Below are 24,127 nucleotides of genomic sequence, written 5' to 3'. Positions count from 1 at the left end.
ACAGAATATAGTAGAACCATAAAGAACAATCAAAATTTGAAGGGCGGAATCATTTATGTTTAACAAGTTTTTAAGAGAAAATAAAATTGCTTCTTATATCCTAACGGTTTTACGTTTATACCTTGGCTACTCTTGGTTCACTGCAGGTCTTGGAAAATTAACAAGCGGCGGCTTTGATGCTTCTGGGTTCTTAAAAGGGGCGATTGCAAATCCAGTAAAAGGACCGGATGGTGCGGTTGTATTCGGCTGGTATGTTGATTTCTTAAAGCATATTGCATTGCCAAATGTGGATGTATTTAATGTAATCGTGCCTTGGGGAGAAACTTTAATCGGTTTAGGCTTAATCTTAGGCTGCTTAACAACTGCTGCCATGTTCTTTGGTCTAGTGATGAACTTCACTTTCTTCCTAGCGGGAACAGTATCTCATAATCCTAGAGACATTTTCTTAGGCTTCATCATTTTAACAGCAGGCTACAATGCTGGCAGAATCGGTTTAGACCGTTGGGTGGTTCCTTTCTTCAGAAAAATGCGCAATAAAAATGCAGGTCCTGAAAAAACAAAAGCAACTGTGTAAAGAAAGATAGAATAAAAGACGATTCGGATTTTCGAATCGTCTTTTATCATGAAAAATTCCCCTTCTTACTTCAACAAATATACCCTTGATTCATAAGGCTTGAGGGTTATTTCTCTTCTTAATTTCTTATCTGCTCCTTCATAATTGTTTAATACCAATTCGGAAACAGAATAAGATACACTTGCTGGTATCTTAAATCTCGTTGATTTTTCACTGAAATTGTTAATTACAATCGCTTTCCGGCCGCTAAGACGACGGATATAAACAAATAAATGCTTGTGATTCGGCAATATCAACTCATAAGTTCCATATACAAACAACGGGTTTTCTTTCCGTAATTGAATCAACTTTTTATAATAAGATAGAATAGAATCAGGATCGTTTAATTGTGAATCGACATTAATTTCTTTATAGTTTGGATTTACCCCCAGCCATGTTTGGTTAGCAGTTGTAAATCCTCCCATATTAGTAGCATCCCATTGCATTGGAGTCCGGGCATTGTCACGGCACTGCTTCCAAATAATCTCCATAATTTCATCATGGGTACGGCCTTTTGCCGTTTCAACCTTGTAATAGTTAACCATTCCAACATCATTATAATCTTCTATCGATGGAAACTGGACGTTGGTCATTCCAATTTCCTGACCCTGGTAAATAAACGGTGTGCCTTTCATCAGAAAGTATAATGCCCCCAGCATTTTGGCACTTTCTTTCCAAAGCTTGCGATCATTTCCCCAGCTTGAAACTCTGCGCGGCTGGTCATGGTTTTCAATGAATAAGGCGTTCCATCCCCTGCCTTCTAACCCTTTTTGCCATTTGGTCAGATTCTTCTTCAAGGCACGTACATCCACACGGTCATCTGCATCCTTATCCCAGAGACCTAAGAATTCGAATTGGAAGATCATATTGAAGTAGCCGTTGTCTTCACCGACCCATTTATCCGCATCGTCCAGCCCAACACCGTTCGCTTCCCCAACCGTCATAATGTCGTAGTTTTTAATGGTTTTTTGTGAGAATTCGGTTAGGAATTCATCAATACCATCCACGTTCATCATTTTCGGAAAGCATGGGACAAAGTCTAGATTCTCAGGGTTTGGCATATCAGGGAATCCAGGTTCTTTTTTAATGTGAGAAATCGCATCGACACGGAATCCATCTATTCCCTTATCGAGCCACCAATTGACCATGTCATATAATGCATTTCTAACCTCAGGATTTTCCCAATTTAGATCCGGCTGGCGTGGTGAAAAGATGTGCATAAAATATTGCTCTGTTTCTTTATCATATCTCCATGCCGGTCCGCTAAAAATGGATTCCCAGTTATTTGGTGCCTTACCGTCTTTACCATCTTGCCAAATGTACCAATCGCGCTTTGGATTATCCTTGGAAGAGCGGGACTCAATAAACCAAGGATGCTCGTCACTTGTATGATTAATAACCAAATCTAAAATTAATTTCATCCCGCGTTGATGAACACCTTCAAGGAGCTCATCAAAATCAGCCATCGTGCCAAATTCGTCCATGATATCTTGATAATCGGAAATGTCATAGCCATTATCATCATTAGGAGATTTGAACATTGGCGATAACCAAATCACATCGATGCCAAGCTCTTTTAGGTAATCTAACTTGGAAGTCACCCCTTTTAGATCACCAATCCCGTCACCATTGCTGTCCACGAAGCTCCTAGGATAAACCTGATAGGCCACGCTTTCCTTCCACCACTTTTTATTCATATGGCACCTCTAATTCTTAGATGTTTTTCTTAGATGTTTTTCTTATGAGTTATACCCACCACATTTGTGAAACAGGCTGCTCAATTAAGATAGATTTTAAATTACTTACAGCTCGCGTAAACCCTTCCTCAATCGACATGATTGGATCTTCATGTTCGATACTAACCACATAATCATAGCCATATGTGCGAAGGGCGCTCATCATATCAGACCATTCTTTTAAACCATGTCCACAGCCAACCGAACGGAACGTCCACGCCCGTGAACGTACTTCTCCATATGGCTGCATATCCGTTAACCCATACATATTCACATTTTCTTGATCAATGTATGTGTCCTTTGCATGGAAATGATGGATAGCATTTTCTTTTGCTAAAATCTTAATTGCAGCTACAGGATCAATTCCTTGCCACCATAAGTGACTTGGGTCTAAGTTAGCTCCAATCGCATCACAGGTTTCTTCACGCAATTTTAACAATGTATATGGGGTATGCACTAAAAAGCCGCCATGTAGTTCAAGTCCAATTTTGACATTGTTGTCTTGAGCATATTGGCCAACTTCCTTCCAATATGGAATCAGCTTTTCTTCCCATTGCCATTTTTTGACGTCACCATATTCATTTGGCCAAGGGGTAACAGGCCAGTTCGGATACTTTGCTCCTTCATGATCACCTGCTGTACCTGAAAAACAATTTACTACTGGTACATTCAGTAATGATGCCAATTTAATAGTTTTTATAAGTGTTTCATGTGAGCTTTGAGCAAATTCTTTTTCTGGGGAAATTGGATTACCATGGCAGCTAAACGCACTGATGGTTAATCCACGCTCCTCCACTTTTTGGATATATTCACGTCTTGCATTTTCGTCTTCTAGCAGTAAATCTAAATCACAGTGGCTATTTCCAGGGTAGCAGCCGGTGCCAATTTCAACTGCATGTAAACCAGCCTTTTGAACAGTATCTAACATTTCCTCAAATGTTTTTTCAGCAAATAAGACAGTAAAGACGCCTAGTTTCATATTATAATCTCCTCACTTTTATTAACGTTATATCCATCACACTAAATAGTACAGAGTTGACCGCTATGTTTGCTGCCAACTCTAGTTTTTAATAGTTATCTTACTTTGACAATTTGCTTCGTTTCGTCTGACTTAAGAGCTGCTAGAATTACCTCTAGCGATTTCATTCCTTCTTCACCAGATACCACAGGCTCTTCATCTAGCAGAATAGCATTTACAAAATGCTCAATGACATGGGTATTGTTTTGACCTCCCGCATCATTCGATTGAATTTTACCTAGTTCATATTTGACTACTTCGCCATTGCTATATTGAACAACAAGAGAATTTATTGGATCATCTTCTAAACGAAGGATTGCCTTCTCACCGTAAATAATGGTGGAGTTATCTTCCTTGCTGGTATAAGCCCAGCTTGCGGCAAGTGTACCGATGATGCCGCTTTCTGTTTTCAATACACAAACGGCATTATCATCCACGTCAGCAAAATCCTTTGCGTTCGTTTCAACAAAGGCACCCACTTCAACAATTTCTTCCCCTAATACATAGCGCAATAAATCTGTTTTATGGACACCTAAGTCACCCATAGCACCGACAAAGGCCTTTTCTTTTTCAAAAAACCAGCTCTCTTTTCCATCAACGCTCCAGCCTTCTGGGCCGCCGTGACCAAACGCTGTACGGAAACTGTAAATTCTGCCGGCTTCTCCATTTGCAATCAGCTGGCGGGCTTTTTGATGGGACGGAACAAAACGCTGATTATGACCAATCATTAATTTTTTTCCGTTTTTTTCAGCTGCCGCAATCATCGCTTCAGCTTCTTCTTTAGAGGTTGCCATTGGCTTCTCGCAAAGGACATGAAGACCTGCCTCTAAAGCAGCAATGGTGATCGGAGCATGGAGATAGTTTGGTGTACAAACACTTACCGCGTCCACCTCACCACTTTTCAGCAGCTCGTTATAATCTGTATAGGAAAGAACACCATATTTTTCAGCTGTTTCGATTACCCGCTCTTGATTGATATCACAAACGGCTGTAAGCTCTACATTTGGATTAACTTGATATTCTGGTAAATGACGATACTGGGCGATACTGCCGCAGCCAATGACGCCTACTCTAATCTTTTTCAAATTAAATTCCTCCCTTAATTAGTTCGAGTGGTTTAGAATTTCCGTAGACCGGCCGTTCTCGTTTAACAGGCTCGGCCCATTTCACCGCGTTGATAATGACACGCTGAATCTGCTTGTTATGGTAGGTTGGATAGGTTTCATGACCTGGTCTGAAATAAAATATTTTGCCGTTGCCACGCTTGTAAGTACAGCCGCTGCGGAATACTTCGCCGCCTTCAAACCAGCTGGTGAAAATTAGTTCATCAGGCTGCGGGATATCAAAATGCTCCCCGTACATTTCCTCATGCTCTAACTCGATATATTCAGGGATTCCTTCTGTAATGGGATGACTCGGACTCACGACCCAAAGGCGTTCCTTTTCGCCCGCTTCGCGCCATTTTAAATCACAGCTTGTTCCCATTAAGGTCTTAAAAATTTTCGAAAAATGTCCGGAATGAAGAACGATCAGCCCCATTCCGTCTAGGACACGCTGGCGGACCTTCTCGACGATTTCATCGTTTACTTCACTATGAGCGACATGCCCCCACCAAACTAATACATCTGTGTTATTTAGAACATCATCCGTCAAACCATGTTCGGGCTCATCAAGAGTAGCGGTTCTTGTATCAATGCCTTCAGGTTGAAGGAACTCAGCGATGGTTCCATGGATACCTTTAGGATAAAGATCCCTTACGACTGGATCTTTTTGTTCATGTCGATTTTCATTCCATACAGTTACGTTCAACATGCTTGGACACTCCCTCTCATTGTTCACTTTATCTATTATTTTAGAGAATACCAGAATAATTGAAACTGCTTACATTGACAAATAGGGTGAAAAATATTGAACAAATTTATTTACTAGAGACGCAGAGCTTTGTTTTCAAATAATTGATACTAATTTCAATACTTTCAAGAGGGGTACGCCGGCTCATATCCTGCTCTACGACCCACCACTGAATATCAACTTGTTCACCCTTATTAAGCACAGCTTCTAGGTCAACCCCGCCTGTGCCAAGTTCCGCAAAGAATTGTTCGACATCGGTCGTCATATCTTTTAGATGAATCAGCGGTGTTCGATTTTGATATCGTTCGATCCACTCTGCAGGCTTTTGTCCCGCTTTTGTCAGCCAGTAAATATCAAGCTCTGCTTTTACGATGTCAGGGTTTGTTTCATCAAAAATGGCTTCAAGTGCCATCCTGCCATCAGATAAACGCTCAAGTTCAAAATCGTGATTATGGTAGCAAAGAGAAATCCCTTCCTGGCGACAAATTTCACCCGCATGTTCTAAAAACGAAATTAGGTTTATGTAGTCACTTTCACTGCGTCGATCTGGCATTAAATATGGACACACAACATATTTACTTCCTAATATCTTTTGATCTTCAATAACCTGTGCCAGATTGTTTTCTAATTGATCAAGCGGCACATGGCAGGCAGCTGTCTTAAGTCCAAGCTGATCTAATAACTCTTTAATTTCAATCGCTGTTAACCCATGGTAACCAGCAAGCTCAACCCCATCAAACCCTAGCTCTGCCACCTTTTTTAAAGTCCCTGCAAAATCTTTTGCACATTCTTCCCGTAATGTGAACATTTGTACTGCTACTGGAATTTTTCTCATCCTTAGTCCTCCGTTTCTAAAAACCTAGCTTAATTGATTACATCTTATATTGTATTTCTACTAATAAACATAGATGATATAATTAAAACATCTACTATTCTGCTATCTTTTTTGAAGAGGAAAATTATGACTACAAACATACTTTTTTGCGGCTATTCCTATCATACAAAGGGATACCACTCCCAACATAAAACCGGATACCCATCCTATCTTTTTCGACTACAAACAGAAGGGATATGCGAGGTAGTCGTAAAAGGAACAAAACTAGAACTTATGAAGGGCGATCTCCTTCTAATTAAACCAGGCGATCATTACGAACTTCTAGTCAATGAAGGGCAAATCAGCGGAGACTATCACATCGGATGTGAGGGAAAGTGGCTCGACGAATGGTGGAACCGCTCTGATAAACCTCCCGTTTCTCGAATTGATTTGGACGAGAAACTGCTGCTCCTATGGCGCCAAATTATGATTGAAAAACGCCGCCCTGACTCTAGTCAAAACGAAGAACTCGCTGACTATTTAATCCGAGCCCTTTGTTTAACGCTAGAACGCGCAGTTAGTGAAACAGTCCCCTCTTACCATTATCCCTATCCAGTAACACGGATGATGAGGTACATTGAGGAGCATGCCACAACCTTATTAAAAGTAGAGGATGTAGCACGACATGCAGGACTGAGTGTCTCCCGGTCTGTTCATCTTTTTAAAAGCAGTGTTGGAAAAACCATCATGGAATACACACAGGAAATCCGTTTGGCAGCTGCCCTTGAACGGATGAAGTACACTACTCATACACTCGAACAAATTGCGGAAGACTGCGGTTTTGGCACCTATCCCTATTTTCATCGAGTATTTAAAAAGAAGTATGGGGTTGCCCCAGGTATGTACCGCCGGCTTGAATAATATATAAGAAAAGCGCAAGGCGCCCGCCTATCAGCGACAAGCACAAGACGAGCCGGCTGAAAGGTTGTTCCTTAACCTTTTGGACGGATTGACCTAAATGTGGAGGCGACTGCCCTGGGACCCTAGACTAAGACGCACACTGCAAGAAGGCGCTTTTTGCCTTCTTCAGGGGGTGGCTAAAGTATAGAGTACCAAGGAGCCGCAACTGGATAAGCTTGTGACCTCGAGCCGATGGCGCCTGGAGCTGGACAATTCTCGAAGTCGAAATTTATACTTTCTTATCTTTTGAAAAAGGCTAGAATACACCAGTTTTCTAGCCCTTTCCATTTCTTATAAACTAACTTAATTCAATTTTGAAGGTACAAGATCAAGGTCTTTAATGACTTGGTTAGTTTCGGCTGATTTAAAAATCGTTTCCATTAATCGTAGGACACGCAAAACTTCCTCGTTTTTCACGATTGGTTCTGCATTTCCTGCCACTACTGAAACAACATTTTCATAAAAGCTTTCCATTGTTTTTTCTACTTTAGGTAAATCGGATGTACTCACAGCTTTTTCAGAAGGAGGTGCCATTGTCTTCGTTAAGCCCTGTCCAGCTTTAATCGGTTTTGGGGCTTCTACTTCGCCCAGATTCTGAGTGACAATTTTACCATTAATATCCCAATCGTTAATGACTGCTGTACCTTTGGTTCCTTTTGTATACCAACGCGGAAGTTGAATGAAGTTGGATGTCCCAACCTCTATCAATGAAGTGATACCGTTTTCAAATGTGATAAACACCTGAAATCCGTCATCTACCTCGTCCCCCAAAATATAACTTAAATTAGCAAAGACACTCGTAATCTTACTATCAACCATAAATAAGAGCTGATCTAATAAATGGACACCCCAGTCAAGAAGCATCCCGCCGCCATATTCTTTCAAGTGACGCCAGTCTCCAGGAATACCATTTGCTCCTTGAACACGTGATTCGATATGAAAAACATCTCCGATGATCTGTTCGTCGTAAATCTTTTTCATCGTTAGGAAGTCTTCATCCCACCTGCGGTTCTGGTGGACAATAAAGGCACGGTCATTAATTTTTGCCGCTTCCATAATTTCAAGTAACTCTTCACTGTAAATAGTCACCGGCTTTTCACAAATTACATTCTTACCTGCGTTCAAAGCTGCGATGGCAATTTCTTTATGTACATCATTAGGGGTAGCAATTAGAACAAAATCAACAACATCGTCATACAAAACAGCAGATAAACTTTCATAGACCTTGTAGCCATCTGCCAAAGAAGCTGTTCTTCTATCCTCAGATAGGTCATAGGTTCCAACGACCTCAATGTTTTGGTTTTCTTTTAATAGCTTTGCATGATAGCTCCCCATACCACCATAACCAACAATAACTAAATGATAGTTTTTATTCGTCATCTTATTTTCTCCTTTTTTGCACCTATTCTCCTACATGCATTTTTGGTATTTTCATAAACTTATAAAAACATTTCTTATTTGATTCCATCTTATTATGGATATGCGAATTAAAACATAGATTATATAGTTAAAAGATGAACTATTTTGCTATTTATTCTTTAACTGAACCCGAGGTTAAACCGGATACAATCCTTCGTTGGAAGATTAGCACCATAATAACCAGTGGAACACTTACTACAACTGTAGCGGCTGCAATCTCACCCCATGGAATGGTAAATTGTCCCTGGAACATAGCAATCCCAATCGGTACCGTCTTATACTTATCATCTGTATTGATGGTAAGGGCAAAAAAGAACTCATTCCATGCTGCAATGAAAACAAGGATAGCGGTTGTAAATATTCCTGGTACTGCAAGCGGCATGATGACCTTCCAAAAAGTTTGCATTAAAGTAGCTCCGTCTATTTTTGCCGCTTCTTCAAGATCTAGCGGTATTTTGCGGAAAAAGGTTACTAATATCCAAATAGACAACGGCAGCGTAAAGGTTGAATAAGGAATAATCAATCCTAAATAGGAATTGGTGAGTCCAAGGTTCTTTAAAAAGATATAAATTGGTGTAATGGTTGCGATTTGTGGAAACATCGAGACAGATAGTACAATCCCAAGAATAAAAGTTTTTCCTTTAAATTGAAGCCTCGCAATGGCATAAGCAGCAAATGACGCAACTGTAACGGCATACACAGTTGTAATAGTTGAAACCACCGTACTATTCCATAAATATCTTAAAAACGGATGATCAAAGAAAACGGATTTATAATTTTCCATTGTCGGATGGGAGGTGTAGGGAGTAAATGCCTTGTCCCCGAACAATTCAGTAGCTGGTTTTATTGAACTTATCAGCATCCATAAAAATGGAAACATTACAACAAATACAAACACGATAAGAAACACATAAAAGAATGGGCTTGCTTTTTTCTGCATGTTAAAATTCCCCCCTAAAAAATGGTGTACTGTCGAATTCCCTTATCTGTCATTTAGTAAATCTCTGCCCAAAAACTTAATATAAATCATTGAAATAATGGCTACGCATATAAATACAATGACAGAAAGGGCAGAACCGTCACCAAAATTAGTTTGAGAAAACATCACCTTATAAGCGAGGATAGAAATGGTTTCAGTAGAGTTAGCAGGACCGCCGCCAGTTAGAACGTAAATTAAGTCAAAAACACGAAAAGCGTCTAGTGTTCTAAATAGCAGTGCAACAAGTATGCTTGACTTTAACAAAGGCAATGTAATTTTCATGAATTGCTTCCATTTACCTGCACCATCAATGGAAGCTGCTTCGTAAAGTGAGTCTGGAATGGTTTGAAGCCCGGCCAATAACAGCAAAGACATGTATGGAGTGGTCTTCCAGACATCAGAAAAGATGACTGAAAACATGGCACCGGTGTCAGTTACAAGAAGTTTTTCCATCTTATCCACCAACCCGATATCTGCAAAAATTTTGGCGACAATGCCATTTTGCCCATCATATAAAAACTTCCACATAAGGGCGGATACCGCAGTCGGAATGGCCCAAGGAATCAGAATGCTCGCCCTAATAAGCCCGCGTCCAATGAAAGCCTTATTAATCAAAAGGGCAATCGCTAGTCCAAGAACAAGCTCCACAAGGACAGAGATAATCGTAAATGTAGTAGTATTTCCAATCGCCTTCCACATTCTGATAGCTGTTAAATTATCTTTGTAATGTTGCAAACCGATAAAATTAGGCTGAATAAGCGCATCTCCATATCCTGCGGCTAAACCCAGGAGTTTCTTTTCTTGAGTGAACTTAACATTGCCGGACAATTTCTTCATTTTATTATTAATAATTTCAGAAGTATTTTCATATTCTTTTGCCATTTTTTTATCAATTTTTGCAATGCTAAGCTCAGAGTTCACCTGCTCAAAATTCATTAACTTATCGTTTACGGAATCATATTTTGTGCTGATCTCAGATCTGCTGCGAATCATCTTATCTATGGATTGCAGTTGATCTTTTATGGGCTGAAGCTCCTCGGCGCCATTCCCACTCTTTATTTCATTGTCAATGGTTCCGATTAAAAACGGATAGTTATTCAGATATCTTTCTAGGTCGAGATTATAACTTAAATGGACTTCCGATTTAGTGGGATTGTTTAATCTTAAATCAAACAAACTGAAATAAAAAGATTGCAAGACGGGCCAAATGGCAATGAGGAAGATTAAAATCATAGCAGGTGCCACAAGATAATACCCGGCCGTTTTCTCAGTAAAGAGTTTTTTTCTTTTCTTTTTCGGGGTAAAAGAAGTCTTTCTAACCGATGCTTTATAGTCATCAGTTTCTACTTTAAGGGCACTATTTTTCACGTTAACCCCTCCTTTTTTTAGGGATTTAAACGGATTAGCCCCCCCCAAGGAAAAGGCTAATCCTAGCTTTTAAATATTATTTATTAAGGGCTGCCTTCATTTCTTTTTCCATATTTTGAGCCGCTTGTTCAACAGTTTGTTCCCCTGCAATTGCTTTTGAAATATTAATTTGAATAATCTCTGAAATTTCTGGATAATTAGGAGCGACCGGTCGAGAAACTGCTGCACTTAAACCATCTACGAAGCCTTTATCAGCAAAAGTTGGGTTCGCTTTAAGAATCTCTTGATCTTGGTATAGCTTTGTAATTGTTGGAGCATGTCCGCCGTAGATTGCATCAATCTTTTGACCCTCTGCTCCCGCCATGAACTTTAAGAATTCCCAAGCCTCTTTCGGATGCTTGGAATACTTATTGATACCAGCCATCCAACCGCCTAGTGCCGCAGCAGATCCTTTGTCACCTGCTGGAAGCGGAGCTACACCTACCTGACCTACAATCTTGGACTTCTCTTTGTCATTTGCACTAGCATATTCATATGGCCAGTTACGTAAGAATACGGTTTGTCCTTCAATAAAGGCTTGGTCTGATTCAACCTCAGTAAAGGTTGTGACATTACCAGGTACTACATCAGACTTGGCAACTTCAACTAATTTCTTTAAACCTTTGATTGCTTCTGGACTATTCACGGCTACGTTCCCATTTTTATCGATAAACGCTCCGCCATATGAGGCGACAAATTCTACAGCGTTACATACAAGCCCTTCGTACTGTTTCGATTGAAAAACATAACCAAATTTTGTGTTGCCTTGTCCCTTCTTGTCTTTTGCTTTTGCCAATAACTCATCCCATGTTTTTGGAACTTCGTCTTCTTTAACTAAGTCTTTTCGATAGTATAGTAGACCTGCATCAACAAATTTAGGAAGGGCCCATTGTTTCCCGTTAAACTGGGCTGCACCAAGAGCTCCCTGGTTATATTCATTTAGGTCAATTCCATCCTGCTGGATAAAACGGTCAAGTGGAAGCACATAGCCAGCCTGGGCAAATTCAGCAGGCCAAATTACATCCATATCAATAACATCAATTTCGGAAGATTTTGCATTGAAAGCCGTTATATATGCATCATGCTGCTTTCCGGTATCAGAGGGCATTTCTCGGAACTCAATATCAATATTTGGGTGTGTTGCTTCAAAAGCCTCCACCACTTTTTCAGTTCCTTTAGTTACATCCTTCCCGCGTGCATAGACAATTTTTACTTTTTGCTCAGTTGCTGTCTTTGTTTTGTCGCCAGCTGGCTTTTCCTTTGTGCTGGTTTGATCGGAACTACAGGCAGCAAGTGCCAAGGATAATGTAGCAAATACGGCTAGAAGTTTTGCTTTTTTCGACTTTTTCAACGTTATTCCCCCTATATTGAAATCGATTTCAATTTTGACATAGTTGAATCTCTAATTACCAAATCATAGGGTAATAGAATCTCCTGGTGGTTGACTTCTTTCTTAAAGGCAATGAAATCAATCATTACTTCCATTGCTGTCTTTCCAAGTTCTTCGATTGGTTGTCTAATGGTTGTAAGAGCCGGCTCTACCACCCTGGCAATCGGCTGGTCATCAAAACCAATGATGGCGATATCATCAGGTACATTTTTACCTAACGCCTTGGCAGCCATAATCATTCCGGCTGCCACCTGGTCACTTCCTGTAAAAACGGCTGTAGGTGCTTCTTTCAAATTCATAATCGTTCTTAATACCCTTTTACCGTCTTCGATGTCGAATACATTAGAGAAGATCCAGTCCTCTTGAACCGAAATTCCTGTTTCCACAAGTGCTTTTCTGTACCCAGCTTGTCTATCCTTTGCTAAATTACTTTTATCACCACAGGTACATGCAATTCTTATATGGCCTTGTTCAATCAAGTGCCGTGTTCCTATGTAGCTTGCCTCAAATTGATCCATACGAATGATTGGCACCTTTGTGTTTCTTTCATATTCATTGCATAAGACCATGGGGCCAAACGCTGAATATGGCTCAATTTGTTTCCACTCGTTTTCATAGGAAGTTAAGATTAAACCATCTACTTGTTTTGTTCTTAATAGCTCTAAAAAATCCATTTCCTTCTGTTTGCTATACCTCGTTTGGCAAATAAGTAACTGAAGATGGTTCTTAGTTGCTACCATATCCATCGCTTCCAGCAAATAGGCGAAAAATGGATTTGTAAGAACTGGAACTAGTATGGCAATGGTGTCTGTTCTTTGGTTCCGGAGCCGCTGAGCAGTTGTATTTGGAACATACTTTAACGACTCCATTGCTTCACGAACTAACCTTTTTTTATCTTCTGTAACATTTGGATGGTTGTTAAGCACCCTTGAAACGGTAGCCCTTGAAAGTCCTGCTCTTTTTGCTACATCGGCAATTGTTGCCAAACAAAATCCCCCCTTTTCCCTCCTTTTAAAAAATATTCTCTCTAGTTGTAATCGATTTCAGTAAGCGGTTACATTTTTACTTTAATAGATTACTCTTCCGATTGCAATACATATTTTCAGATAAGTTATAGATTTCAAAAAATATTTTTATGCTTTAAAATCTAGCTAGAAATAAAAGAAAATGACCCCAGTTTGATAACAAGCAAACCAGTGTCATTTTCTTTTAATTACAATTCTATTAATTTTGAATAATTCTTCTTGCTACTGATTTAAAAAAATGGGTTGTAAGAGTTCCCTCCAGCTGCTTGTTTATTTATTAAAATAAACGGCCTCTCCAGTTTGCGCCGATTTATAGATAGCTTCTAAAATCTCAGTAACTACTAGTGCCTCCTCAGGTTTTACGACCGGCTCGGTATCATTTAAGATACTTTCAATCCACAGTCTTGCTTCTAGATCGGCTGCACCCTCCGTTTCCCCGTCATAAAAATCAACACCTTTTGCATCTAAATTGATTTGATTTGTATACAACTTGCTGAAATCTTCCCCATTGATGCGAAGGCCATCCCACATATCTGCTCCGCCTTCTGTCCCGCACAGCGTACATTTGGCTTCTCCTGTCTGCAGCATATTAATGGCCCAGCTGGATTCAAGCATGATGGTTGCACCATTTTCCATCGTAATATAACCGAAGGCTGAATCCTCTACCTTAAACTTCTCTGGATCCCAAGATCCCCAGGCATTTGCTGCATCTTTCTTCTGCCCAAGCTTATGAAATGTACTTCCTAAAACTGCTTTGGGCTTATAGTTGTTCATCATCCACAGGGTTAAATCGAGCGCATGCGTTCCGATATCGATTAACGGGCCTCCGCCTTGCTTCTCTTCATCAAGGAATACTCCCCATGTAGGCACCGCACGACGGCGAATCGCATGCGCCTTCGCATAATAGATTTCTCCTAAATCTCCGCGTTCGCATACCTTTTGCAGATATTGACTGTCAGTACGGAAACGGTTTTGGTAACCGATTGTTAATTTCTTCCCAGTCCGCTTGGCTGCCTCTACCATTCTTCTGGCATCTGATGCTGTTTTGGCCATCGGTTTTTCGCACATAACATGTTTGTCCGCTTCCAATGCTGCGACGGTGATATCTGCATGAGAATCATTAGGCGTACATACATGGACTACGTCGATGGTCTCGTCCTTTAACAATTCTAGATAATCCACATAGATCGCAGCATCTTCGGTTCCATATTTTGAAGCTGCCTCAACAGCACGATCCTCTTCAATATCACAGAAAGCCACCATTTCGATTTGTGAAAGCTTTGCCAGACTTGGCAAGTGCTTTCCCTTTGCAATTCCACCGCACCCGATGATGGCAACGCGTAATTTTTTTGTCATGTTCTATTCCTCCCAACCCATTTTCATCCTCTATACTATTCCTACTAAGTAAGCGCTTAAAATCATAAACATATCTTATCTCGTGTAACGAAAATAAAACATAGACCATCTAATGAAAACATATACTATTTTGCTATTTTTGCATCAGCTTTCTACGAACGAAAAAGAAAAAGCATCCCGCGCGGTACGCACTTCGAATGCTTTTTTTTGGATATTATCTAATTGCAGATGAAAGGGTCCACTGCTGGCGCTCCAAATCTGGATTCCAATCGTTTAGTGTCAACAACCCCTCTGCGGATATTTCAAGTGCCCTCCCGTTATGAACAGATGTAATTGTTACAGTCCCATTCTTATTTTTTGTAAGAATCCAGCGCTGATTGTTATAGCCCAGATAATTATAGAGCTGAACTTTATTTTGCCCCGTATCAAGGTCAAGTGCCCTGCCTTCCTCAGTACGTATCGAATAAGAACCGTATTCGTCACCAGTTGGAATTAAAGTCCAATCTGTAGCCTTGTCGGCATCAGTTATTGTCACAGGCTCACCGTTCTCTGACTTACCTGTAAAAAGCGCTTTGCCTAGCACTTTATTTGTAAAGCTTGTAACAGTTAAATCTGCTGAAGACAGATTGCTGACATTCACATTCTGATAGGAAACTTGACCTCCAAACACGTTTAAACCAAAATGACCTTCTGCATAGGTCCCATCCTGTAAATCGATAATTTTCTGACTATCTACATGAATCTGGATGTGAGGACCTTTTGCTTCGATTTTCACCTTATACGTTTTTCCAGGTTGAATAAAGGTGGGGACTTTTGCAATGATCATACGATCCTCAAATCGGCCGTCAATCTTGTAAAAAAGACGGAACGATTTCATATTAGGATCAATATTGAAGTAATAACCGCTTCTGCCATCCTCACTTGCCCGGAAAAGAATAGAACCTGCTCCGCCCGATTGTCCCAGCATCATATCTGTTTCATACGTAAAGTCTCCCGCTGCTTCCTTTGCCACATAGTTTGCATCACTTGTATACGTACCACGAATTCCATTTTCGGTAACGGTCCAGTGAGAGGCTGAAAGATCAGATTTCCATCCAGTCAGGTTTGTATTAAATTCACCATCGTACACTCTTACCACTACACTTGCAGAAGCCTTTCCATTTGGTAAAGTGGCGGTAATTGTCGCTTCTCCTTTGCTTCCTGCTTTAAGCACGGCTTTGGAGTCAGCTGCGGAGGCAACCTTCACTACATTCGGATTACTCGATTTCCACTCAAGTGGCTTAGTTCCCCTTCCTTTTCCATTTTTCACGGAAGCAAATAAAGTGAGAGAATCACCAATATTCATCTCTCTTTGATTTGAATCCATGACAATACTGGTATCATCATCATCGTACGGATTCCAAATATTGGATAACGAGTGTACATTTAAGGATACAACCTGCACCTCTCCACCCTTTGTGTAGAAGTTCATGCTGCGACTCGATGGATCAGGGAAAATGACATCAGATAAAACTACTTTGCCATCATTAGCAAATACCTCAATCGAAGAATCATCTACAAATATATTCAGTTTGATACGTTTATTATTTGGTTTTAAAGGTGCTTCATGTAAAGTAGAAAAAAGGCTAGAGAAATCAGTCTCTCCTGACTCGGCACGATCAACAAATAATTGTTTGTCCTCTGTTTTGTACCCAACAACCGTTTTTTGGCCAGCCCCTACACGAACATGAAATCCAAATTCGCTAGTTTTACTGTCAGCAGGGATTTCGATCTCAGCTTCTATTTCGAAAGCTCCTGAAGAGATTCCCTTCAGCACGTTTGAAGCATCAATCGGATTGACTACCTTGTTCTCTGTCTGGAAAATAGTATTTCGAATCGACAGTAGTTCCTTAATCGGAGCTTGTGCAAGTCTTATCCCTTTGTCTGTTTTCACCAATCTTACTTCTCTCGGAATGGTCAGTTGTCCCTTCCAGCCTGTTGTTGGGAAAGCAAATGGATAATCCCAGTTAGTCATCCAGGCCAACATCACACGACGGTTATCTGGCATATTAGTGAAGGACGTCGAGGCGTAGAACTCCTTCCCGTAATCCGTTTTCAGTACTGCACCCGCTGGATTATCATTAATAAATTTACCCTCAGATGTTAGATTACCAATAAAATACTCTGCATCGGATCCTTGCGTCTTCGGATTGGCACCTGTACTGAACATCAGAACCCATTTCTTCTCTCCTGTACCTTCGACCGGAAGTTCGAAGAGATCAGGGCATTCCCAGACACCACCACGAACATAATCTCCATAACCAAAATTATCCGTAAGCTTCCAATCAATTAGATTTGTAGATGTAAAAAAGCGAATGTGGTCTCCTCCGGATACTACCATTACCCACCGATTGTTTGCATCATCACGAACAACTTTCGGATCACGGAAATCCCAGCCGCCTGGATCGTTGCCATTCTTGCCCGGGTTTTCGATAACGATAGGGTGCTCTGTTGAATATTTCCAAGTACGTCCCTGATCAGTACTATAAGCAAGACCAACCCGCTGATTACCATTAGGTCCATCTGGGTTAAATGAAGTATAGTAGGCAATCAGCCCTTTACCACCAGCATTAGTGAATAAACCGGAGGCATTTGTTACATCTGCTATGGCAGAACCAGACCATACATGTCCGTAATCATTCCATGGCAAAGCAATAGGAAGGCGCTTCCAATTTATCAAATCTTTACTTACTGCATGAGCCCAAGTTCCTCCATCTTGATGGAATAAGTGATATTCTCCTTCGTAATAAACGAGTCCATTCGGATCACTTACAGATCCACGAGCCGGAGTATAATGATAGTCTGGCCGATATTTTTCCGTATAATAGCTTGATGCTGGAACTAGATAAGTATCTTGGAAGTATGCAGTCCCTGATACAACGGTAAAACCAGCAAAGCCTGTGCTGTAACTCGCATCCGTCGCCTTTACTGCTGCATCCGTATCCCCATCAACATAAAGTTCAATTTGATTGCCGTTTGTGATAATTTCAAGATGGTGTATGGTACCTTCTTGAGTTTTATAAATGTGGTCTGATGTTTTAAGTACAGTACCGTCCGCTTTCTCCAATTGAGCTTTGACCGAGTTTCCTTCTTTGATAAGTACCGCTAGATAACCCGTAGTTCCTTGCTCATTTGTGCGAAATAAAAGGCCAGCTTCCGATAGATCTTGGTCAAATGATATATTTCCTTCAAGAACAAAGTCGCTTTCACTCTTATTATAGATTTGCTTGGCTTCCCCCCCATCAACGGCCATTCCCTTTAGACCTTTGATGGCTGGTTCCCAGCTTCCTTCCTTATATTGAGAAGAGCCTAGATTACTAGATAGTTTGCTAACGTTTACATTTTGGAATAAGGCAGATCCATCCCATACGTTAAGACCAAGTAACCCCTTCTTGTATAAATCGTTATGAACATCAATGACAGGAGCATAATGATCCCCCCAATAAACTTGGAGATGTTCACCAACCGCCTTTACCTTCAGATGATAGATCTCTCCTTCTTGCAGGTTCACTTGGTGTTCGACTTTTAATCTCGACTCATCACGAGCATCACGAAGACGAATAATCCCCGCATTTGGCACGATTTGCAGCATGTACGAGTCCCACCCATCTTCATTTGATCGGAACACTATTGTGGCGTCTGCGTTCTTGTCGATGATTTTTACATCTGCTTCATAAATAAAATCTTCAGTTGTAACACCCGATATCGCCATGACATTTTCTTTAGATTCTGAAGTGAGCAAAAGTCCCTGTTCTGTGTCTTCTAATGTGCCTTTCCCTTTCACTTGCCAGTCTGTTAGATTCGTATTTGCTTTGGTTGTGTTTTTAATAATAGTTGAACCCTCCCCGCTTTCTGTCGATTCAGTTGCCCTGCCTGTCGTAGGATGAGTAAAAATCGTTCCCATTGCAGCCGTAATAAGCACGATTGACAAAAATACAAAAGTCCATTTTTCCAAAGTCGATTTCATCCTTTGCCCTCTCTTCCAATTACATTAATTACTAGATTCATATTTTTATTAGAGCTCGATTATAAATTCACTTCTCTAGATTCCATCTCATCAAAAACCGTATCTTCATACTTGTGCTTTTTACCATTTAGGATGTCTTTAACTTTGACTGGCTGGCCAATTGTTGCGGATTCTAGTGCAGCAAATACAACGCCCAATGCTTCTAGGCCTCTTTGAGCACTAGAAATAGGTGTCTTATTTTTAACTATTGCATCCCATAATTCCACATAGGAATGGGCAAATGGATGTTTAACAATATCCGATGCATATCTTTCTATTAATTCTGGTATCAAAATTCTTCTTCCATCATCAAGTGCTACATGCTGTCCTGGACGAAGACATCCTTTATTCCCATAAATCCATACACCTCCGGTTCTTTCACCATGAGCCGATGTGGCACACATCCAATGTCCAAGTCCCCCATTATTAAATTTAAATACAGTAACCGCAGTATCTTCTCCAGTAGGTTTAATTGTCACCTCACCATTACTTAATTCTTTTTCAAAAATTTCTTTATAAGCAAAAACCTCATTAATCGCACCATTAATTTCAGTGAAGAAGTGTGTTCGATGTACACCATGATCATTAATCCAGCCAGCCCCAGCCTTACCCTTCATATGCCTCCACGGAGTACCCGCGAAAAATCCTCGATTTAAAGAAACTGTCGCATAATCCATAATTAAAGAAACAGAACCAATTATTCCATCTTTTACAGCATTCACCATCGCAATATTTGCTGCACCTAACACACTTGGTTCTGAAACTGTTAGAACACGATTAAACTTTTTGGCATCAGAAATCATTTTCTGACCAAAAGAAGGGGAAATTGCTAAGGGCTTTTGCATTTGCACATTTACTCCCGCAGCAAAGCAATCTTCAGCTACTGAATGATGCAAATCATGATTAATCAAAACAGAAACGGCATCTAATTGTTCTTTTTCTAACATCACACGATAATCAGAATATACAGCAGGGCGTTTACCTAACCTTTTTTCCACCTCTATAGAAAAATTTTCAGCTCTTTCAACCTGAATGTCACAGACTGCTGACAATTCAAATGTTTCCAGTCCTTTGTTCTTTAACTCCGCTAATCCTTCAACATGCTCAATTGAAATAACTCCACATCCAATAAAGCCTATTTGCATGAAATACCCTCCTATTAAGTGTTTTATACTCAATTAATGGCTGAAAAAGGGCAGGTTCACTCAGGTTGAAATCTGCCCTTACTCAAATAATTCATTTACATTTAATTTGAAATAACAATTAACTTCAACAGTTCAGAAAAAACAAGACTGGATGTAGTCATTAAAAAATCGAAGCCAATTGAACGATGACTAACGAGGCTAATTTAACATTCTTATTTGTGGTATATAATTCAATCCCTGTACTTTTAGGGTCAGGGAAGATTAAATCCGTGATTACCACTTGGCCATTGTTCGCAAAAATCTCGACGGATGAACGATCAACAAAAATGTGCAGTTTCAGTAAATTATTCTCTGTTTTTAATGAGGCTCCATGCATACAAGGAAAATATTCGTTAAATTCAGTAACTCCCGAGTTAATCCGATTAACAAATAGGAATTCATTTACAGTGTCATATCCTATTATGGTTTCCTCCGAATCTGATTTCCGAATTTTGATACCAAATTCTGTTGCTGACTGCAGTTCAAATTCAGCTATAATTTCTAACTGTTCTCCAGCAACGTCAAGTGATACATTTTTCTCTGGTTCTAGGATGAGCTGATTCCATGTCCGTTTTTCCCGTCTGATTTTTTCAAGCTCAGCCACCGGAGTTTGAATAAGTCTAACGCCATCAGAGGTTTCTTTTAATGTTAACTCCCTCGGAAGGGACATGGCACTTCTCCACCCGACGGTTGGTGTTTCATTTGCATATTTCCAATTACTCATCCAGCCAATAAAGATCCGCCGTCCATCTTCACGCGAGATATCAGACCAAGTTACGCCGGCATAATTATCTCTTCCATGATCCAGCCAAAGAACAGTGTCATCCGTATTCCCGTTTGTAAACGATATACCATCAAATTGACCTATAAAGTACTGCGTTCTTGATCCTTCGATATAATCGGAGTCGTTGCCAATACTAACGATCATTACCCACTTGCTGGTATTTTCAACTCCGACAACTGGTAATTTGAAGATGTCAGGACACTCCCATACACCAGCATGGGACCCGGATTGGGAACCGAACTCGCTTGCAAACTCCCAAGACATTAGATTATGTGAAGTATAGAACCGAACATGGTTTCCTGCAGCAAGAATCATAATCCACTTATTGGTTTCTTCATGCCAAAATACTTTTGGATCACGGAAATCTGTAATTGATTCCTCCACTAAGACGGGATTTCCTTCATATTTAGTCCAAGTACGTCCACGATCTGTACTATAGGCAAGACTCTGCCTTTGTCTTGGACGGTCTGAATCCGGATATTGATCCGCATGTGTAAAAATGGCTACAAGTCCAGATGCACCTTTAAAAAAATCTGTTGAATCATTCCAATCGACCACCACACTGCCAGAAAATATGTCTCCATGCTCATCAGGTGCCATAGCGATTGGAAGGTGATCCCAATGAATTAAATCTTTGCTTACAGCATGCCCCCAATGCATGGGCCCCCATGTCGTACCGTAAGGATGGTACTGATAGAACAAATGATACTCCCCGGCATAATAAACCATTCCATTTGGATCATTCATCCAGTTCGATTCGGGTGAAAAATGATACTGCGGACGAAACTTTTCTTTCATATCAACGTTTATCATAATGATTCCATTCCCCTTTTAATTAAAACTTGGCTGTCTCTTAATGCGCTAATTTCTTCCATTAATGGCATTGCCGGGATTGCCCCTTTTTTCGTTGTTGCTAAGGCTCCTACGGCATTCGCAAATAATACTATTTGTTTTACATCATTTAAAGTCAATTCAGATAGCGAACGATTAAACTCAAGAATTTGATAAAGAACGCCTGCTAAAAAGGCATCTCCTGCACCTGTTGTATCGATTGACTCAACTTTATAGCCACTGCATTTTCCCACCTTTTCTCCCAAACGGTAGAAGCAGCCTTCTCCTCCCATGGTAACGAAGATTAATTCGGTATGAAACCGATCATAGATAAAAGCCGTACCCCTTTGAGGATCTTTCGAGCCGGAAATAAATTCAAGCTCTTCTTCAGAGACCTTTAAGATATTGGCATATCGCAAACCAATAGTAAACATCTCCTTTGCACGGATCAGATTTCCCCAAAGATTAACTCTTAAATTTGGATCAAATGAAATGAGTTGGCCCTTTTCTTTCGCATACTTAATCGCCATTAAAGTGGCAGATGCTGCAGGTTCATGTGTCATTGATATCGTTCCGAAATGGAAGATACGCGTATGATCTAATAAATCTAGATTGACTTCTTGCTCCTTTAACATCATATCTGCCCCAGGATTACGATAAAAACTGAAAGACCGATCCCCTTGTTCATCTAAATGTACAAAAGCTAGTGTCGTATTTGTCTCATTCGAGAACACAAGGCCCTTCGTGTTGATGTTATTCTTACATAATACAGAATGTAAATAATGACCAAACTGATCATTACCTACCTTACCAATAAACGCAGTTTTCTTTCCTAACTTAGCTAGTGCTGCCAGAACGTTTGCTGGTGCTCCTCCTGGATTCCTTTCAAATTGAACTTCACCACTTTCTGATTTCCCTGCTGGCGTAAAATCAATCAATACTTCACCCAGTGCCGTTACATCGAACATGTCTACTCACCTAACTTTATGAAAAATAAGCCGAACAGAAACGAAATTCTGTTTCGGCTTGGATGGTCATTCCCTAATTTAATAATCTACTAACTTATTCCCCGGCATTATACTTATCTAATGCTTTTTGTTTAATGTCTAATAGTTTTGGAAGGCCGTTTTTGTCCAATTGTTTTAAATAGTCGTCCCATTGTTTTTCAATACCGCCTTTTAAAATCCATTCCGCTTTCTTTCTTTCTACATATGGTTTTACTACCGTCTCAAGTTGTGTTAATTGATCTTGATCCTCTTTATCTAAGAAAATTGGCGGATAATTATAAGTGGCCTTCATAGACGGGACATATATCTTATGCAAAATATCAAGTCTCCAAGCAGCATCGTCTGGCATGGTTGTTACCGTTCCATAGTAGTTATTTAAAACTGCCAAAGGCCCATCAACATTTGTTTTTTGCCTTAAATCCCAAGGGGAGGTGGAACCAAGCGGTAAATGTTTTAGAGAACCATTGCTGGTAAGTTCAAAGATATTTTGTTGCTTCTTATCCCCATAAGTACCCCAGTTATTTTGTACAGATTGAATTGGTTCATAAGCCTTATCAATCCATTTTGCTGTTAATTCAAGATTCTTGTTTGCACTTGTTACGACCATTCGGCCCCTATCAAAACCATAACCATTGGTCCTTGCTACATTGATTTGCCCATCAGGTCCTTTTAATGGAGGAAGTGGAACGTAATCTTCATTATTACCAGAAATATTGGCTCTGTCCCACGTAAAGTATAAGCCGTAGCGGCCGTTCTTTCCTTTTGCCACATACGTATTCCAATCTTGTGTAAAGGCCTCTTTATCGATTAAACCTTTTTGTTGCAGCTGGTGAAGCCATTCGATTCCCTTTTTGTATCCTTCTTGGTTTGCGGTATAGACAACTTTCTTATCCTCTGATACCACATAATGATCATAGTTATCACCTGACCCGAAGGCACCTAAGAGCATAGCTGGATCTTCACCGCCATGGTTGATCATGAACGACATCGGAATGATATCATTTTTTCCCTCTGGTTTCTTTTCCTTAAAAGCAAGCAATACTTTTTCTAATTCCTCAGTGGTTGTCGGCATTTGTAAACCTAGCTCATCTAACCATTTCTTATTAATCCAAGGGATATCATCTAATGCTTGAATAGCTTCTTTTCCGCTTCCAAGTTCCTCAATCCATGGGAAGGAATAGATATGTCCATCTGAAGCAGTGATTAATTTTTTATATTCCGGGCGAGTATCTAAAACTTTCTTGAAATTTGGCATATATTTATCTATTAAAGTTTCTACAGGGACAATAACTCCTTGTTTTGCATATCTCAAAATATCGTTATCACTTAATCCAGCATGAAAAACGGCATCCGGCAGGTCGCCGCTGGCAAGTTCTAAGTTTCGTTTATCTCCAAATTGTTCCCAAGGATAATTCGTCCAATCGATATGAACATTTGTATCCTTTTCTACTCTTTGCCAAATTAATTTATCATTGGGATCCTTTGGAGCAATTGGAGAGCTTTGTGTTAAGAACTTTAAGGTCACTTTTTTATCCAATGGAAAATTGATATTCTTCAATTCATACTTTGGTGATGAATTGGCCCCATCAGCCTCTTTTTTCGAACTGGCTGAATTGGAACAACCTGAAGCTAGTATACTTGTAACGAGTGCTGCTGTTACTAAAAAACTCATTTTTTTCTTTTTCTTCATAATCCCTTCACCCCATTT

18 protein-coding genes are annotated in these 24,127 nt (G+C 40.1%); 2 read left to right on the top strand and 16 right to left on the bottom strand.

The window, feature by feature from the left end:
* Positions 1 to 55: 55 nt before the first annotated feature.
* Positions 56 to 574, top strand: a complete 519-nt coding sequence (locus V7266_RS24255; protein ID WP_335471701.1) for a DoxX family protein — start codon at positions 56 to 58, stop codon at positions 572 to 574.
* Between the two features lie 65 nt (positions 575 to 639).
* On the opposite strand, the gene V7266_RS24250 is transcribed toward V7266_RS24255, so the two are convergent.
* The 5 genes from V7266_RS24250 to V7266_RS24230 form a co-directional block, all read right to left on the bottom strand.
* Entirely contained in the window at positions 640 to 2,310 is a 1,671-nt protein-coding gene (locus V7266_RS24250) for a glycoside hydrolase family 13 protein (protein ID WP_335471699.1), read from the bottom strand.
* Positions 2,311 to 2,359: 49 nt separating this feature from the next.
* Positions 2,360 to 3,328: a sugar phosphate isomerase/epimerase family protein gene (locus V7266_RS24245; RefSeq protein ID WP_335471698.1), complete on the bottom strand. Its 969-nt coding sequence runs from the start codon at positions 3,326 to 3,328 to the stop codon at positions 2,360 to 2,362.
* A gap of 95 nt (positions 3,329 to 3,423) precedes the next feature.
* Positions 3,424 to 4,452 carry a Gfo/Idh/MocA family protein gene (locus V7266_RS24240; protein WP_335471697.1) on the bottom strand — a complete coding sequence of 343 codons (1,029 nt, stop codon included), beginning with the start codon at positions 4,450 to 4,452 and terminating at the stop codon, positions 3,424 to 3,426.
* Between the two features lies 1 nt (position 4,453).
* Positions 4,454 to 5,179, bottom strand: coding sequence for a ThuA domain-containing protein (locus V7266_RS24235; protein WP_335471696.1), 726 nt, complete (start codon positions 5,177 to 5,179; stop codon positions 4,454 to 4,456).
* Between the two features lie 106 nt (positions 5,180 to 5,285).
* Positions 5,286 to 6,053 (bottom strand): sugar phosphate isomerase/epimerase family protein, encoded by a 768-nt coding sequence (locus V7266_RS24230; RefSeq protein WP_335471694.1) that lies wholly within the window; start codon positions 6,051 to 6,053, stop codon positions 5,286 to 5,288.
* Between the two features lie 126 nt (positions 6,054 to 6,179).
* Here V7266_RS24230 and V7266_RS24225 point away from each other — a divergent pair, with 126 nt between their 5' ends.
* Positions 6,180 to 6,953, top strand: a complete 774-nt coding sequence (locus V7266_RS24225) for an AraC family transcriptional regulator (RefSeq protein WP_335471693.1) — start codon at positions 6,180 to 6,182, stop codon at positions 6,951 to 6,953.
* 342 nt (positions 6,954 to 7,295) lie between these two features.
* On the opposite strand, the gene V7266_RS24220 is transcribed toward V7266_RS24225, so the two are convergent.
* The 11 genes from V7266_RS24220 to V7266_RS24170 all read right to left on the bottom strand — a co-directional run bounded on the left by V7266_RS24220 (position 7,296) and on the right by V7266_RS24170 (position 24,109).
* Positions 7,296 to 8,372, bottom strand: a complete 1,077-nt coding sequence (locus V7266_RS24220) for a Gfo/Idh/MocA family protein (protein WP_335471692.1) — start codon at positions 8,370 to 8,372, stop codon at positions 7,296 to 7,298.
* Between the two features lie 151 nt (positions 8,373 to 8,523).
* Positions 8,524 to 9,351 carry a carbohydrate ABC transporter permease gene (locus V7266_RS24215; protein WP_098530819.1) on the bottom strand — a complete coding sequence of 276 codons (828 nt, stop codon included), beginning with the start codon at positions 9,349 to 9,351 and terminating at the stop codon, positions 8,524 to 8,526.
* A 42-nt stretch (positions 9,352 to 9,393) separates the two neighbouring features.
* Positions 9,394 to 10,623 carry an ABC transporter permease subunit gene (locus V7266_RS24210; RefSeq protein ID WP_335471741.1) on the bottom strand — a complete coding sequence of 410 codons (1,230 nt, stop codon included), beginning with the start codon at positions 10,621 to 10,623 and terminating at the stop codon, positions 9,394 to 9,396.
* A 211-nt stretch (positions 10,624 to 10,834) separates the two neighbouring features.
* Positions 10,835 to 12,148: an ABC transporter substrate-binding protein gene (locus tag V7266_RS24205; RefSeq protein WP_420489959.1), complete on the bottom strand. Its 1,314-nt coding sequence runs from the start codon at positions 12,146 to 12,148 to the stop codon at positions 10,835 to 10,837.
* A gap of 11 nt (positions 12,149 to 12,159) precedes the next feature.
* On the bottom strand, positions 12,160 to 13,173 hold the full coding sequence (locus tag V7266_RS24200) for a LacI family DNA-binding transcriptional regulator (protein WP_335471690.1): 1,014 nt from the start codon (positions 13,171 to 13,173) through the stop codon (positions 12,160 to 12,162).
* 309 nt (positions 13,174 to 13,482) lie between these two features.
* Positions 13,483 to 14,568 carry a Gfo/Idh/MocA family protein gene (locus V7266_RS24195; protein WP_335471688.1) on the bottom strand — a complete coding sequence of 362 codons (1,086 nt, stop codon included), beginning with the start codon at positions 14,566 to 14,568 and terminating at the stop codon, positions 13,483 to 13,485.
* A gap of 214 nt (positions 14,569 to 14,782) precedes the next feature.
* Positions 14,783 to 18,574 carry a GH32 C-terminal domain-containing protein gene (locus V7266_RS24190; RefSeq protein WP_335471687.1) on the bottom strand — a complete coding sequence of 1,264 codons (3,792 nt, stop codon included), beginning with the start codon at positions 18,572 to 18,574 and terminating at the stop codon, positions 14,783 to 14,785.
* Positions 18,575 to 18,633: 59 nt separating this feature from the next.
* Positions 18,634 to 19,758, bottom strand: coding sequence for a Gfo/Idh/MocA family protein (locus V7266_RS24185; protein ID WP_335471686.1), 1,125 nt, complete (start codon positions 19,756 to 19,758; stop codon positions 18,634 to 18,636).
* Between the two features lie 160 nt (positions 19,759 to 19,918).
* Positions 19,919 to 21,394, bottom strand: a complete 1,476-nt coding sequence (locus V7266_RS24180; protein WP_335471685.1) for a glycoside hydrolase family 32 protein — start codon at positions 21,392 to 21,394, stop codon at positions 19,919 to 19,921.
* Positions 21,391 to 22,380: a carbohydrate kinase family protein gene (locus tag V7266_RS24175; protein WP_335471683.1), complete on the bottom strand. Its 990-nt coding sequence runs from the start codon at positions 22,378 to 22,380 to the stop codon at positions 21,391 to 21,393. Before V7266_RS24175 ends, V7266_RS24180 begins: the two co-directional genes overlap by 4 nt.
* A 94-nt stretch (positions 22,381 to 22,474) precedes the next feature.
* Positions 22,475 to 24,109, bottom strand: coding sequence for an ABC transporter substrate-binding protein (locus V7266_RS24170; RefSeq protein WP_335471681.1), 1,635 nt, complete (start codon positions 24,107 to 24,109; stop codon positions 22,475 to 22,477).
* Positions 24,110 to 24,127 lie beyond the last annotated feature (18 nt).

Source organism: Neobacillus drentensis (assembly GCF_036965645.1).
Classification (GTDB): domain Bacteria; phylum Bacillota; class Bacilli; order Bacillales; family Cytobacillaceae; genus Neobacillus; species Neobacillus drentensis_D.
The sequence above is the reverse complement of the archived record's forward strand: the minus strand, read 5'-3'. Positions and strand labels throughout refer to the sequence as shown.

Bases quoted from the DNA above. Each gene is read 5' to 3' on its own strand.
- V7266_RS24255 (WP_335471701.1), top strand. From the start codon at position 56: ATGTTTAACAAGTTTTTAAGAGAAAATAAAATTGCTTCTTATATCCTA.
- V7266_RS24250 (WP_335471699.1), bottom strand. From the start codon at position 2,310: ATGAATAAAAAGTGGTGGAAGGAAAGCGTGGCCTATCAGGTTTATCCT.
- V7266_RS24245 (WP_335471698.1), bottom strand. From the start codon at position 3,328: ATGAAACTAGGCGTCTTTACTGTCTTATTTGCTGAAAAAACATTTGAG.
- V7266_RS24235 (WP_335471696.1), bottom strand. From the start codon at position 5,179: ATGTTGAACGTAACTGTATGGAATGAAAATCGACATGAACAAAAAGAT.
- V7266_RS24230 (WP_335471694.1), bottom strand. From the start codon at position 6,053: ATGAGAAAAATTCCAGTAGCAGTACAAATGTTCACATTACGGGAAGAA.
- V7266_RS24225 (WP_335471693.1), top strand. From the start codon at position 6,180: ATGACTACAAACATACTTTTTTGCGGCTATTCCTATCATACAAAGGGA.
- V7266_RS24220 (WP_335471692.1), bottom strand. From the start codon at position 8,372: ATGACGAATAAAAACTATCATTTAGTTATTGTTGGTTATGGTGGTATG.
- V7266_RS24215 (WP_098530819.1), bottom strand. From the start codon at position 9,351: ATGCAGAAAAAAGCAAGCCCATTCTTTTATGTGTTTCTTATCGTGTTT.
- V7266_RS24210 (WP_335471741.1), bottom strand. From the start codon at position 10,623: ATGATTTTAATCTTCCTCATTGCCATTTGGCCCGTCTTGCAATCTTTT.
- V7266_RS24195 (WP_335471688.1), bottom strand. From the start codon at position 14,568: ATGACAAAAAAATTACGCGTTGCCATCATCGGGTGCGGTGGAATTGCA.
- V7266_RS24190 (WP_335471687.1), bottom strand. From the start codon at position 18,574: ATGAAATCGACTTTGGAAAAATGGACTTTTGTATTTTTGTCAATCGTG.
- V7266_RS24185 (WP_335471686.1), bottom strand. From the start codon at position 19,758: ATGCAAATAGGCTTTATTGGATGTGGAGTTATTTCAATTGAGCATGTT.
- V7266_RS24180 (WP_335471685.1), bottom strand. From the start codon at position 21,394: ATGATAAACGTTGATATGAAAGAAAAGTTTCGTCCGCAGTATCATTTT.
- V7266_RS24175 (WP_335471683.1), bottom strand. From the start codon at position 22,380: ATGTTCGATGTAACGGCACTGGGTGAAGTATTGATTGATTTTACGCCA.
- V7266_RS24170 (WP_335471681.1), bottom strand. From the start codon at position 24,109: ATGAAGAAAAAGAAAAAAATGAGTTTTTTAGTAACAGCAGCACTCGTT.